Raw genomic sequence first — 13362 nt, 5'->3', positions numbered from 1 at the left:
CAAGCGCGCCGCGTGAATGCGAGGCGCTTCAGGAGAAACCCGGTCGAGTCCCCACCCTCCCCGTCCCCAACGACCGGGTGAAAGGAGCCGGCCCCGTCCCCGGGCCGGCTCCGCCATTTCTGGCGGTCCATTGAAATCTTGACAATGTCACGATTTCTATTCCTTAGATTCCTGTTTGCAGCCCACCTCTGCTACAACAGCAAGTAGCGCGAACCGTGGTTTGGCAATGGTTTCGCCGGCTAGAGTTCGAATCTTGAGAGGGCGCCAGCCGCAGGAAGTGTCGCATGCCTCCCGAGCCCCGATCACCTCGCCTTGCGGTTCTTATCGACGCCGACAACGCTTCCGCCAAGATTGCCGACAGCCTGTTCGCGGAGATCGCGAAGATCGGTGAAGCCAGCGTCCGCCGCATCTACGGTGACTTTTCAAACGTCCGGTCGAAGGGATGGACTGACGTCTTGTCAAAGCATGCGATCATTCCGCAGCAGCAGTTCGCCTATACCACCGGGAAGAACGCCTCAGATATCACGCTGGTGATCGATGCCATGGATCTCCTCCATAGCGGTCGCTTCGATGGTTTCTGCCTGGTTTCTTCCGATAGTGATTTCACCCGGCTTGCCGCCCGCATTCGCGAACAGGGTGTCGATGTATTCGGGTTCGGCGAGCAGAAGACACCGGAGAGTTTTCGGCAGGCATGCCGCCGTTTCATCTACACCGAAAATCTTCTACGTGGCGTGGCCAACATTCAAGATACCGCGCCTGCAGCCAAGCCGCTTCAATCGTCCAGCGCTGCGATGCCCATACTCAAGAAAGTCATTGGTCAGATGGACAGTGAGGATGGTTGGGTATTGCTCGGCACATTTGGAAAGCAGCTGTCAAACCTGTTTTCAGATTTTGACCCTCGCACCTACGGCTTCAGCAAACTGAGCGATCTGGTGAGGAGTACGGATGCATTTGAAATCGAACCCCCTAAGGGTGGAGGCATGCGAATACGGACCAAGCCCACGGCAGGGAAGAAAGCAAAAAACAAAGCCGCGTAGCGGTGGCCAGGGGATCACAGCTCCCGACGAGCGCATCAGAACGTCGCGACCGCCTTTCCACACGCAGGGGATCGGGGCACTGTAGGCCCGTCAGTTCCGCCCCTCTGGATCACAGCGATGTTGGAAGTCCCGGAAGATCGATGCGAGCGCCATCGTCTGTTCAAGGCGATCGACGATGCCTTCAAGGCCGGTGACTTCGATGGCCTTGGCAAAGCGCTAGGCGGCTTGCCCGGCTGGTTCGACGAACGCATGCCGTTCGAGCTCGGCCTCGGGCATCCGCTAGAATATGCGATCTATTGGAGCCCCGTCGGCTTCATCTCGACCTTGCTCGAAGCGGGCTCGGATCCGAATTATCAGGATCACGGCGGCTTTCCATCTATCATTGCGGCGCTGTCCACCGACCGGGCCGACAGGCTGGACATAGTGCGGGTATTGATCGACGGCGGCGCTGACCCCAACATGCGGGGTGTGAACGATTGGACGCCGCTTCACTATTCGGTGGCAATCGGCAGTGTCGATGCGATCCGCCTGCTTTTGGCGGCGGGCGCCAACCCGGCGCTTGAGACCCGCATCGATGTCTATAGGACAGCGATCGAGGAAGCCGAGATTGCCGGCTTTGAAGCCGGGGCTTCATTGCTGCGCGGTGCGATGGCCGGGCGCGGCTCTGACAGACAGTGAGTTGGGGCGCTACGAAACCACCGCCAGCAAATGCCGGGCTGACCTCAGACCTTCTTCAATCCCGCCTTGAAGCGCTTGCCATTGGCGACATAATGCGCCGCCGAGCCGCGCAACCTTGCCACGGCCGCGTCGTCCAGCACCCTGATCGCCTTGGCAGGTGAACCGACGATCAGCGAATTGTCCGGGAATTCCTTGCCTTCGGTGACCAGCGCACCAGCGCCGACCAGGGAATTCCTGCCGATTTTCGCGCCGTTCAGCACGATGGCGCCCATGCCGATCAGGCTGTTGTCGCCGATCGTGCAGCCATGCAGCAAGGCGCGGTGGCCGATCGTGCAGCCCTCCCCGATCGTCAGCGGGAAGCCGGGATCGGAGTGCATGACCGTATGTTCCTGCACATTGGTGTCGGCACCGATGACGATAGGCTCGTTGTCGCCGCGGATGACGGCGCCGAACCAGAAGCCGGCATTGCGTCCGACCCTGACGTCGCCGATCAGCGTCGCATCGGGCGCGATCCAGTTCGAGTCAGCATCGGCGAAGCTGGGCTCTGCTCCATCGATCGCATAAAGCGGCATTTCTGGTCTCCGAATCGTCTCAGCCTGGCAGCTCGGACCCTAGGAGACGGACCGTCCATGAGGCAATGGCAAGCACGACGACGCCCAGCGCCAAGGTCCACGCAATTGCCGTGCAGCCGCAGGACATCAGCGCCAACGTTGAAATGCGGCGCTGACGCCGAGCATCGATGGCATCGTTCACCAGCATGAAGGGTCCGGCACAGGCCGTGGCGAGCAACGAGCGCAAGACATGTGACGGCGACACATAGGGTTCGGTGAAGGCGACCTTGCGGCCCGACACCAGTTCCATGGCCGATCCGGCCAGCCCGCAGGCCGTCAACCCGACGGCAAAAGCAAAGAGTGTGAGTTCCAGCGGTCCCATCTTAACTTTCCATTTACCATGAAATTGCACAGTCGTTCCATGCAGGCTGCAAGAGCCGTGCCGTGCGATGTGTGCCGCCCAGGGACACTGGAGGCGGACGGGCGGCCCGAGATTCGAGGACTGAGATGAAGCAGGCAGCGCTCGCCAACGAACTCACCGTGGTCGATTCCAGGCTGATGAAGCGGGTGCTCTACGGATTCGCGGCGCTGGCCCTGCTTTCGGCAGCGATCAGCCTTGCCGGCAAATGGTTTGGCCATTCGATCGCCATGGCCGGATACACCGACGACGCAACGGTGCACCAAGTGGTGATCGGCAACAATGTCATCACGGTCCCGGCCAACGCCATCCGTTTCGCCCAAGCCCGGCGCGACGGCATCGCCTCGCGGCTCGACCTCTATCTGCGCTATCCCCAGATGGACGGCTACAGCGAGCCGGCGCGCAACGATTTCAACCACACGGGCACAGTCAAGAGCGTCGTCTTTCTGTCCTTCGAACAGCAGATGATGTCGCGTGACATGAGTGGCCGCTTCACGCCGATCTACAGCGCGTTGATCACCCGACCCGGCATTGCCGGGCCTGGCGGCACGATGATTTATGGTTTCAACGAGAAATCAGGCTATCTGAACGAGGTGCTGGTTGTCGGCAATCGCCCCGGCAAGGAGCCGTTCGTGGCCCGTTGCCTGAGCGGGCCGAGTGCCGAGCAATCGCTGGCGCCTTGCGAGCGCGACATTCAGGTCGGCGACGAACTCAGCCTCACCTATCGCTTCCCAAGGGAGTTTTTGGGCGATTGGCAGGCGCTCGACGCGGCAATCGCCACTGAAGCCGGGCGCGTTCTGAAGGCGGGACGCTAAGAACGCTTCGAGGGAACCGGCTGGCCGGCCGCATGAGCCGACCGACCGCAAGATTTGCTGGCTCAGGCCAGATCGATGTCGAGAATTGCCATCGAAAAATTGTAATCGCCGTCGTCCTCGTCCTTGAAGACGATGCCGAGGAATTCGTCGCCGACATAGACCTCGGCCGAATCATCCTTGCGCGGCCGTGCCTTGACCTCAAGCTTGGGGTTTTGGAAGACGCGCTTGAAATAGGCGTCCAGCTTTCTGATTTCGTCCGGCTTCAACAGTCTTCTCCGATCATCAGGCTTGCTCGTTCAACGCGCTTCTGGCACGTCGACAATGGCGATGTAAAGGCAAGCGGCCTGATAAGGCGAGACAACCGCCCGCTCCTGCCCGCGGCCGGAATTCGACAGCAGACGGCGGCGCCGTGAAAATCAGATGTCGAAACTGACGACCTGATCCATCGTCTGCGACGGTAGAAGCTGGTCCATCTGGCGCGACGGCTGATCGCAGCCGGTCTCGCCGACGACGCGGGCCGGCACGCCGGCAACCGTCTTGTTGTGCGGCACCGGCGACAGCACCACCGAGCCGGCCGCGATCTTCGAGCAATGGCCGATTTCGATGTTACCGAGGATCTTGGCGCCGGCGCCGATCAGCACGCCATAGCGGATCTTGGGGTGGCGGTCGCCGCCGGCCTTGCCGGTGCCGCCCAGCGTCACGCCATGCAGGATCGACACGTCGTCCTCGATGACCGCGGTCTCGCCGACCACGAGGCCGGTGGCGTGGTCGATGAAGATGCCCTTGCCGATGCGGGCGGCCGGGTTGATGTCGGTCTGGAAGACCGAGGACGAGCGGCTCTGCAGGTAGAGCGCGAAATCCTTGCGCCCCTGGTTCCACAGCCAATGCGCCAGCCGATGGGTCTGGATGGCGTGGAAACCCTTGAAATAGAGCACAGGCATGATGAAGCGGTCGCAAGCCGGATCGCGATCGTAATAGGCCTGGATGTCGACACGCACCGTCGTCGGCCACTCCTTGTCGTCGGCCAGCATGGACTTGAAGGTCTGGCGGATGAGATCGGAGCCGATGTCCTGGTGCGCCAGCCGCTCGGCCAGCCGATGAATGACCGCCTCCTCCAGGCTGTCCTGGTTGAGGATGGTCGAATAAAGGAATGCAGCGAGCAGCGGGTCGCGGTTGACAGCCTCCATGGCCTCGTCGCGGATCGAACGCCAGATCGGATCGACCGGCTTCAATGCGCTGTGTCGGGAAATGCTGATGCTGTTCATCGCCGTCTGGTCCTGCGTCCTGCCTGGCTTGCCTGTAGTGCTTGCCTGTTGCCCGGCCGCACATATAAGCCAGATCATAGCACGATTGAACTCAATTTTCCTTAGTGCTTTGTCAAATGGATTTGGTTCGCGGGAATTCAAGCAGCCATGGAAAACGAACCCTTGATCGACGACGCGCTGAAAAGCGAGCTTTCGGCTCTCTACCGGGCGCCAGGCCGCCACTATCACAACCTTTCCCATATCGAGGCAATGCTGGCGCTCGCTGGCGACTGTCGAAGGTTGCTCGGCGACCCCGAGGCGATCGAAGCGGCGATCTGGTTCCACGATGCCATCTACGACAGCAAGGCCAAGGACAATGAGGCGCAAAGTGCGGCCCTTGCCGAGAAAGAGCTGGCGGGCCGCGCGGATTCTTCACGTCTCGACCGCATCTCGGCAATGATCGTCGCCACCGCCACGCATCAGGTGCCGCCGTTCGACGACGCGGCGGCCATACGGGACGCAAGTCTGTTTCTGGATATGGACCTGTCGATCCTGGGAGCCGCGCCGGACGCCTTCGACGCCTATGAGCGCGCCGTGCGGCGCGAGTATCACTGGGTGGAGGAGCCGATGTGGCGAGCCGGACGCAGTGCGGTGCTGAAGAATTTCCTCGCCCGCCCACACATTTTCCACACCGAGGAATTCCGGCAACGCTTTGAACGGCAGGCCCGGGAAAACATGGCGCGGTCGCTGGCGGCTCTCACCACAGGCTGAGGGCAGTCACGTCCCGCGTCCCTCACCGTCCGCTCAGAGCGGATTCTCGGCATAGAACTCCAGCACGCGCTGCTTGAAGGTCTTGTCCCCGACGGCCAGCATATGGTCCCTGCCCTCGATGTGAAAGGCCCTGGCGTTCGGCATCAACGCCGCGAGTTCATCGGGCGAGCCGCCAATGTCGTCGGTCGTGCCGACAGCGACCAGCGTCGGCTGGGCGATACGGGCAATATCCTCTTCACTCAGCAGTTCGCGCGATTTGGCGATGCAAGCGGCCAATGCACGGCGATCGCTGCGGGTCTGGTCGGCGAAGGCGCGAAACGACCGGCCGCGCGGATGGCTGGTCGCGGCCGGATCATCGGCAAGCAGGGCCGCGGCGATCGGATCCCAATCGCCGACACCATCGATCATGCCGATGCCGAGGCCACCAAAGACCAGCGTCGCCACCTTGTCCGGATCCGACAGCGCCATGAACGCCGCGATGCGGGCACCCATCGAATAGCCCATGACATGGGCGCGCTCGATGCCGAGATGGCCGAGCAACGCGGCGGCATCCGAGGCCATCTTGACCGGCGTATAGTCGGCCTCCTCATAACTCTTCGACGACGAACCATGGCCGCGGTTGTCGAAGGCGATGGCGCGGTAACCGGCATCGTTCAGCGTCTTGAACCAGCCGGGCGATACCCAGTTGACATAATGGCTCGAGGCGAAGCCATGGATCATCAGCACCGGATCGCCCTCGCCCGATGCCGGCTGGCGGTCGAGGAAGGCAAGCTCGAAGCCGTCATGGGTGAAAGACTGCATCTGCGATCCCGCCTGTGTGCTCAACCGCCACCGCCATTCGACGCATCGCCATTGTCGGCTGGTGGCATGCCGGGGCCGGATACCGTGCCCACGGCCGGGTGGCGCAAAAGGTCGCCATACTCGATGCCGTTTCTGGCGGCAGTGCCGGCCTTGAGCTCGAGCACGAAGCGCACCGGTACGCCGGGCGAAATGACGGCGTCCGATTGCGGCTCGCCGTGCTTGACCGCCCGGATCTTGCCATCCTGGCCGACGAAAATCAGATCAAGCGGCATTGGCGTGTTGTGCATCCAGAAGCCGACCTGCTGCTGGACCTCGAAGACGAACAGCATGCCGTGGTTGTCCGCCATGTCCTGGCGGTACATCAAGCCGGCCTCGCGCTCCGCGGCGGTGTCGGCGACTTCGATGGAAAAAGAGCGATCACCGCCTTTCGTCACCACGACCAGTGGCGCCGGATCGGCCGGAAGGATCATCGCCCGGCTGTCCGCCGAGGTCGGCTTTTCGGAATAGAAGTAACCACCGGCGGCGGCGATGAAGGCAATCGCGCACATCGCGCCCGCGGTCAGCCAGTTCCTGTAAGCCATTCGAAATCCTCGGCCGGAAACGCCCTAGTGCGAGACCGGCAAGGTCCCCATATCGGGGTGAATTTCGGCGGCCATAAGGCCTTTGTCGCCGCGCCCGAAACGAACCAGCACGACCTGTCCGGGCCGAAGCTCGGTGATACCGTAACGGCGCAAGGTCTCCATATGGACGAAGATGTCCTCGGTGCCCTCGCCGCGGGTGAGAAAACCAAACCCCTTGGTGCGGTTGAACCATTTCACCAAGGCGCGTTCGAGACCGCTCTCCGGCGTCACCGCGACATGGGTGCGCTGCTCCTGCATCTCGGCCGGGTGGACCGCGGTGGTGAGGTCCATGGAGAGCACCCGGAAGGCCTGCAATCCGCGGTCGCCATGTTTGACAAGGCAGACCACGCGCGCGCCCTCCAGGGCCGTCTGAAAGCTGTCCTTTCGAAGACATGTCACATGGAGGAGGATGTCGCCCGAAATGCCGTCATCCGGGAGGATGAAACCATAGCCCTTGGCCACATCGAACCACTTGATGGCGCCGGCAATTTCTCGCAGGTCGGCGGCGTCGCCGCCTTCGTCACGCTGCGGGGCGTCGCCAAGGGGTCCGTCCCGCCCCATGAAAGAGGCCTTTTCCCCCATAAGAATGCCCCCTCTTTTCAAGAACACCGCAACTGATTCTTGCCAACAGATTAACACTGCGGCTTCCGGTCTGTGCAAGACCTGCCGTGCCTTTTTTTACGGTTCATTTGGGCAATACCGGATTTGTTCTTTGCCGGCATTGCGCACCGCCGCACGATTGCCCTTTGACAGGGCCGACCCTATGTTGCGCCGCAACGCAATTTATCAAGGAAATCACATGCGCTATCTGCACACCATGATCCGCGTCACCGACGTCGATGCCTCGCTCGACTTCTACTGCAACAAGCTCGGCCTCAAGGAAGTGCGCCGCTACGAAAACGAGCAAGGCCGCTTCACGCTGATCTTCCTCGCGGCCTCCGAAGACGAACAAAGCGCCATCGCCGACAAGGCGCCGCTGGTCGAACTGACCTACAATTGGGACCCGGAAGACTACAAGGGCGGGCGCAATTTCGGTCACCTCGCCTATGAGGTCGACGACATCTACGCCACCTGCCAGCACCTGATGGACAATGGCGTCATCATCAACCGGCCGCCGCGCGACGGCAACATGGCCTTCGTCAGATCGCCGGACGGCATTTCGATCGAGCTTCTGCAGAAAGGCCCGGCCAAGGCCAAGGCCGAACCATGGGCTTCGATGGCGAACACCGGAAGCTGGTAGCCGATCACGCTGTCTTGAGCGGACAATGGCAGTCTGACGGCCCGGTACTGTTTGGTTTTTCAGGGACGGCGCCTATCTGTCTGGCTGAGGCGCCAGGCTTGGGCCGGTGCCCCGGCCACGCAACAGGCGCTTGCCCAGGAGAATTCATGCCGACCAGCCATGCCGACGTCGCCACCGAACATGCCAGCCGCTACCTGCAGCAGCTGTGCAAGCACTGGGCGCACAAATTCCCGGTCGAGTTCGATCCCACCCACGGCACCATCGATCTCTCAATGGGCCGTACCGTCATGGATGCCGATGCGGCAACGCTGCATATCACGGTGTCGACTGACGAAGCAGGATCGATCGAGCGCCTGGAAAGCGTTGTCGCCGATCACATCAAGCGCTTTGCTTTCCGCGAAGAGCTGACCTTCGACTGGAAACCCACCTCCGCCTAGGCAGTGACCTACTTCTCACCGGCGTGTGCGGCCATCTCCAGCAACGCCTGCACGGAGCGCCAATTGCGCGCGGTTCCCGGCACTTTCAGCGTGCGCGGGATCAGCCCGGCAAACACCGATTTGCCCAGCCCGTCCGGTGCGCTGAGGTAGAGCACATCGCCCTTGATCTCGAAGCGTTCGGGGCCGGTGCACTTTTCGGCCAGCCGCGCCGCCTCATCGGCGGTCGGCTCGCGTTCCAGCACATAGGCGTGCAGCTTCGTGTGGTCCGCGGCAACTTCCGGATACGGATTTTCGCTCACCAACCGCTCGAACCATGAGAGATCGCGCACCATGATGCGCGAATGGAAACCCCATTTCTTCTCGAAGGCTGCTTCGATCTGCTTCGTCAGCGTCACCGCGTCGCCCTTCTTCGCCCGGAACACGGCATTGCCGCTCTGCACATAGGTGGCGACATCGGAAAAGCCGAGATCCTCGAAGAACGACCGCAGCTCCGCCATCTTGACGATGCGGTTGCCGCCGACATTGATACCAGAAAACAGCGCGACGAAGATTTTTCCTGCCTCCTTGCCGCTCATATGATGAACCCGGCCAATGTCTCGTTGTCGGTGATGTCCTGATACTGGACGCCCTCGGCCTCGAAATTCGCCTTGAGCATGTCGAAATTGCGATGGTCCTTGGTTTCGATGCCGATCAGCACCGAACCGAAATTGCGCGCCGATTTCTTCAGATATTCGAAGCGGGCGATGTCGTCGTCGGGACCGAGCAGTTCGAGGAAGTCGCGCAGCGCGCCCGGCCGCTGCGGGAAGCGGATGATGAAATACTTCTTCAGCCCCTCGAAGCGCAGCGCCCGCTCCTTAACGTCCGGCAGCCGCTCGAAATCGAAATTGCCGCCCGAAACCACGGCGACAATGGTCTTGCCCCTGATCTCCTTCTTCGAAAAATCCTTCAGCGCATCGATCGCCAGGGCGCCGGCCGGCTCCAGCACGACGCCTTCGACATTGAGCATTTCGATCATTGTGGCGCAGAGCCGGTTTTCCGGGATCAGCCGCACCGTGTCGGCCGGAAAATCCTTGAGATGCCGCAACGGCTCGCGGCCGATCTCGGCCACCGCCGCGCCGTCGACGAAATTGTCGACCTTGGCGAGCTTGAGCCGTTTTCCCGCAGCGAGGCTCTCGCGCAGGCTCGGCGCACCGGCCGGCTCGCAGAAGACGAAGCGTGCGTCCCTGCCCTGATCGGCGAAATAATGGGTGACGCCGGCGGCAAGCCCGCCACCGCCAACCGGCAGCATGATGATGTCGGGCATGCGGGCGCCCGGCATCTGGTCTGATATCTCATAGGCGACGGTCGCCTGCCCCTCGATGATATCCTTGTGGTCGAAGGGCGGCACCATATGGGCGCCGGAGCTCTCGGTGAATTCGAAGGCGGCGCGGTAGCAGTCGTCGAAGAAATCGCCGACCAGCCTGATCTCGATGAAATCGCCGCCGAACAGCCTGGTCTTGTCGATCTTCTGCTGCGGCGTCGTCACCGGCATGAACACAACGCCTCGTCTGCCGAAATGGCGGCAGACGAAAGCAAAGCCCTGCGCATGGTTGCCGGCGGACGCACAGACGAACAGTTCGGCCTCGTTGCCGGCAGCAAGCGTCTTGCGGAAGAAGTTGAAGGCGCCGCGGATCTTGTAGGAACGCACCGGCGACAAGTCCTCACGCTTGAGCAGCACCCGAGCACCGGTCTTTTTCGACAGATAGTCGTTTTCCTGCAGCGGCGTTTCCGGGAAGATCTGGCGGATCGCGGCGGCAGCGGCAGCGACGCGAGAAGAAAAACTGTTCATTGGAAACCACCTCGCGCCGTATGTTGTCCGCGGATTTCTGTATTTATCGGGCCGCGCTGGCTGTTTGTTGCGCGTCCTGCCTTCGCGTAGCCAGCCCGCCTATCGCATATCCGGCTTCGCCACACCATTGTCCGGCCGTTGATGCTTCTCAGAAACGGGTATTTTTATATTTCTCTCAGGTGTTTGTAAGCACTTGTTGATGTGTATTGAATCAGCCGCCCGACCCCGGGGGTGCTGCCCTTTTCCAACATTCCGCCGTTCCTCCCGCCATTTTGGCTTTCGCGCAACACTGCGATGGCTGTAATCGGGCGCTGATCACATTTCGACTGGACACGACTTAGTTCTGCCGCACTCTGGCTGTCCGGGAGGTGTCGCGGGGGTAGACAGGCCTTTCGGCCGGAGTTGGAATTTCAAGCGTGCCTTTGAAGAAGATCTTTACCGTTGTCCTAGCCTTGTTCGTCGCCGGCTGTGCCGGCTCGCAAACACAGGAACTGCTGGGTAGCGCCATGGTGTCCGCTCCGGTGACGGAGATCGCCGGCAATCACAGCATCTTCATCGCGACGACGCGCAAGAAATCCGACGATCCCAACAAGGTTTTCGACGGCGAGCGGTCTGCCACGCTGAACTATGCCCGCGTCAACGTTACCGTTCCGGGGCTGCACGAGACCGGCCAGATCGAGCGGCGCTCGCGCGGCAAGTCGGACGACCCGGCGAAATATTTCATGGCTTCCGAGGTCGTCGGCTACGACACGCAGCCGAAATTCTCCAGCGCGCTCAACGCCGACATCGCGGCGCGTGGCGGCCGCGTCATGGTCTTCGTGCATGGCTACAACACCGGCTTCGACGCCGCCGTCTATCGCCTGACCCAGATCGTCCATGATTCCGGCTATCCCGGCACGCCGGTGCTGTTTTCCTGGGCATCGGGCGCCAGGACCAGGGATTATGTCTATGACAAGGAAAGCGCCAGTGCTGCCCGCGACCAGTTGGAAGTGACGCTCAGGATGCTGGAGCAGTCGGGCGCGCGGCGCATCGACATCGTCGCGCATTCGATGGGGACCTGGGTCACCATGGAAACGCTGCGCCAGATGGCCATCAGCGGCGATCGCGATCTCGGCGGCAAACTCGGTGACGTGGTGCTGGCCTCGCCCGACATCGATGTCGATGTGTTCAAGAGCCAGATGCGGCGTTACGGCAAGCCCGACAAGCCGTTCTTCCTGCTGTTGTCGGACGACGATCGGGCGCTGAGGCTCTCCGGTCTGATCGCCGGTTCGCGGCCGCGCGTCGGCGACTACAAGGATGCCGCCGATCTTGCCTCCTACGGCGTGACGGTCGTCGACCTCTCCAAGGTCAAGGGATCGGACAGCTTCAACCATACGAAATTCGCAGACAATCCAACGCTGGTGAAGATGATCGGCCAGCGGCTGCGCGAGGATGACGGCTTTGCCAGCGACCGTGACGTGACCGACCGCATCGGCCTGCTCGGGCAATAGATGCGGTCCCGCGGTTTTTGCCGTGCCTGCTCGCCGTTGCTGACGCATGGACTCACTTTGGACTGGACCGCGCCGGCCTCTGGCTTTATCGGAATAGCCAGCGGCGTCATGCGTTTGACGTCCCCCTTTGCGGGAGCCGGCGTGTGACCGTGCGTTCGAAGAGTTACCTCGTCGTTGCTTTCGCGCTCGCCGTCACCGGCTGCGCCGGCGGGAAAACGCATGACCTGCTCAACAGGACGACGGTCTCGGTGCCCGCGTCCGACATTGCGGCAACGCATGAGATCTTCGTCGCCACGACCCGCCAGAAGGCAACCAAGGAACCGCGGCAAGTGTTCGACGGCGATCGCTCGCTGACCACCAGCTTTGCCCGCGTCGACGTCACCGTTCCGAAAAGCCATCAGGTCGGCGCCATCGAGCGGGCCAAGGGATCGGCAAACAGCAATCCGGCCAAGGATTTCACCGCCAAGGACGTCACCTTCTACGAAGGCGCACCGCAATTCGCCAAGGCGGTTGGTGCCGACATCGCCATGCGCGGCGACCGTGCGCTGGTTTTCGTGCACGGTTTCAACAATGGCTTCGATGACGGCATTTACCGGCTGACGCAGATCGCCCACGATACGAAATATCCCGGCACGCCGGTGCTGTTCTCGTGGGCTTCGAGCGGCAAGACCACGGGTTACATCTACGACAAGGAAAGCGCCAACGCAGCGCGCGACGACCTCGAGGCGACGCTCAGGATGCTGGCCAAGACCAAGGTCAAGAGCATCGACATCATCGCCCATTCGATGGGGACCTGGGTGACCATGGAGGCGCTGCGCCAGCTTGCCATCACCGGCGATCGCGATCTCGACGACAAACTCGGCTACGTCATCCTGGCCTCACCCGACATCGATGTCGACGTGTTCAAGAAACAGATGATCCGTTACGGCAAACCCGACAAGCCATTCGCCATCCTGCTCTCGGCGGATGACCGGGCTCTCAAGCTGTCCTCCCTGATCTCGGGCGATAAGCCGCGCGTCGGGGATTACGGCGATGCGGCCGACCTCGCCAGCTATGGCGTGTCGGTGGTCGACCTTTCCCAGGCCAAGGGCGGTGACCGCCTCAACCACGCCAAATTCGCCGACAACCCGATGCTGGTGCAACTGCTGGGCGACCGGCTGCGGGCGCCTGCCGGCCTTGCCTCGGACGAGCCCGTCCCGACTCAGCTCAACAATCTCGGCCAGGGCCTCGGAAAGGCCGTCGGCTCGGTCGCCGAGATCGTCATCACCACGCCGTTCAAGGTGCTGACCATCGCCACCGGCGGGTGAACCGGCGGGCGACATTGGCCCTAGGATTGTTGAGATTCGGGTCAGGCCGAGCCGAAAGTGGTGGTTTTCGAGAACCGGAGCGGAGCGTACTTAAGTACGTGAGCACCGGAAGCGCAGAAAATCGC

17 protein-coding genes are annotated in these 13362 nt (G+C 61.8%); 8 read left to right on the top strand and 9 right to left on the bottom strand.

Annotation, left to right across the window (positions count from 1 at the left end):
• Positions 1-284 precede the first annotated feature (284 nt).
• Positions 285-1037 (top strand): NYN domain-containing protein, encoded by a 753-nt coding sequence (locus tag NKH06_RS01435; RefSeq protein WP_352891939.1) that lies wholly within the window; start codon positions 285-287, stop codon positions 1035-1037.
• A 117-nt stretch (positions 1038-1154) separates the two neighbouring features.
• Positions 1155-1715, top strand: coding sequence for an ankyrin repeat domain-containing protein (locus NKH06_RS01430; protein ID WP_352891938.1), 561 nt, complete (start codon positions 1155-1157; stop codon positions 1713-1715).
• A gap of 44 nt (positions 1716-1759) precedes the next feature.
• Here NKH06_RS01430 and NKH06_RS01425 read toward each other — a convergent pair whose 3' ends face one another.
• The gene (locus NKH06_RS01425; protein ID WP_352891935.1) at positions 1760-2287 is read right to left on the bottom strand and encodes a gamma carbonic anhydrase family protein; all 528 of its coding nucleotides are present in this window, start codon (positions 2285-2287) and stop codon (positions 1760-1762) included.
• A gap of 19 nt (positions 2288-2306) precedes the next feature.
• A complete protein-coding gene (locus NKH06_RS01420) occupies positions 2307-2648 on the bottom strand; it encodes a DUF6949 family protein (RefSeq protein WP_127291442.1) in 342 nt (113 codons plus the stop codon).
• A gap of 125 nt (positions 2649-2773) precedes the next feature.
• Between NKH06_RS01420 and NKH06_RS01415 the strand changes: the two genes are divergently transcribed.
• Positions 2774-3499 (top strand): hypothetical protein, encoded by a 726-nt coding sequence (locus tag NKH06_RS01415; RefSeq protein WP_352439924.1) that lies wholly within the window; start codon positions 2774-2776, stop codon positions 3497-3499.
• A 62-nt stretch (positions 3500-3561) separates the two neighbouring features.
• Here the strand turns inward: NKH06_RS01415 and NKH06_RS01410 are convergent, their stop codons facing one another.
• Both NKH06_RS01410 and cysE read right to left on the bottom strand, forming a co-directional pair.
• Positions 3562-3765, bottom strand: coding sequence for a DUF3126 family protein (locus NKH06_RS01410; RefSeq protein ID WP_013531334.1), 204 nt, complete (start codon positions 3763-3765; stop codon positions 3562-3564).
• Positions 3766-3915: 150 nt separating this feature from the next.
• Positions 3916-4764, bottom strand: a complete 849-nt coding sequence (cysE, locus tag NKH06_RS01405; protein ID WP_013531333.1) for a serine O-acetyltransferase — start codon at positions 4762-4764, stop codon at positions 3916-3918.
• 147 nt (positions 4765-4911) lie between these two features.
• Between cysE and NKH06_RS01400 the strand changes: the two genes are divergently transcribed.
• Positions 4912-5514, top strand: a complete 603-nt coding sequence (locus NKH06_RS01400; RefSeq protein WP_352677334.1) for an HD domain-containing protein — start codon at positions 4912-4914, stop codon at positions 5512-5514.
• Positions 5515-5547: 33 nt separating this feature from the next.
• Here NKH06_RS01400 and NKH06_RS01395 read toward each other — a convergent pair whose 3' ends face one another.
• From NKH06_RS01395 to NKH06_RS01385, 3 genes are read right to left on the bottom strand one after another with little or no spacing between them, the layout of a single operon-like run.
• Positions 5548-6315 (bottom strand): alpha/beta fold hydrolase, encoded by a 768-nt coding sequence (locus NKH06_RS01395; protein WP_352794441.1) that lies wholly within the window; start codon positions 6313-6315, stop codon positions 5548-5550.
• A 20-nt stretch (positions 6316-6335) separates the two neighbouring features.
• On the bottom strand, positions 6336-6896 hold the full coding sequence (locus NKH06_RS01390; RefSeq protein ID WP_352891933.1) for a DUF192 domain-containing protein: 561 nt from the start codon (positions 6894-6896) through the stop codon (positions 6336-6338).
• Positions 6897-6920: 24 nt separating this feature from the next.
• On the bottom strand, positions 6921-7496 hold the full coding sequence (locus NKH06_RS01385; RefSeq protein WP_352891955.1) for a cold-shock protein: 576 nt from the start codon (positions 7494-7496) through the stop codon (positions 6921-6923).
• A 238-nt stretch (positions 7497-7734) separates the two neighbouring features.
• On the opposite strand from NKH06_RS01385, the gene gloA reads away from it, so the two are divergent.
• Both gloA and NKH06_RS01375 read left to right on the top strand, forming a co-directional pair.
• Entirely contained in the window at positions 7735-8175 is a 441-nt protein-coding gene (gloA, locus tag NKH06_RS01380; RefSeq protein ID WP_127291474.1) for a lactoylglutathione lyase, read from the top strand.
• Positions 8176-8321: 146 nt separating this feature from the next.
• Positions 8322-8612, top strand: coding sequence for a DUF2218 domain-containing protein (locus NKH06_RS01375; RefSeq protein WP_352719991.1), 291 nt, complete (start codon positions 8322-8324; stop codon positions 8610-8612).
• An 8-nt stretch (positions 8613-8620) separates the two neighbouring features.
• Here NKH06_RS01375 and NKH06_RS01370 read toward each other — a convergent pair whose 3' ends face one another.
• Complete coding sequence (locus NKH06_RS01370; protein ID WP_352891932.1) at positions 8621-9187, bottom strand: DUF1697 domain-containing protein; 567 nt, start codon at positions 9185-9187, stop codon at positions 8621-8623.
• Positions 9184-10440, bottom strand: coding sequence for a threonine ammonia-lyase IlvA (gene ilvA / locus NKH06_RS01365; RefSeq protein ID WP_352891931.1), 1257 nt, complete (start codon positions 10438-10440; stop codon positions 9184-9186). Before ilvA ends, NKH06_RS01370 begins: the two co-directional genes overlap by 4 nt.
• A gap of 416 nt (positions 10441-10856) precedes the next feature.
• On the opposite strand from ilvA, the gene NKH06_RS01360 reads away from it, so the two are divergent.
• On the top strand, positions 10857-11930 hold the full coding sequence (locus NKH06_RS01360; protein WP_352891930.1) for an alpha/beta hydrolase: 1074 nt from the start codon (positions 10857-10859) through the stop codon (positions 11928-11930).
• Positions 11931-12073: 143 nt separating this feature from the next.
• Positions 12074-13237 (top strand): alpha/beta hydrolase, encoded by a 1164-nt coding sequence (locus NKH06_RS01355; RefSeq protein WP_352891929.1) that lies wholly within the window; start codon positions 12074-12076, stop codon positions 13235-13237.
• Positions 13238-13362: the final 125 nt, after the last annotated feature.

It is taken from the genome of Mesorhizobium sp. M1342 (genome assembly GCF_040317955.1).
Classification (GTDB): domain Bacteria; phylum Pseudomonadota; class Alphaproteobacteria; order Rhizobiales; family Rhizobiaceae; genus Mesorhizobium.
This window is presented reverse-complemented; position numbering and strand designations above follow the sequence as displayed.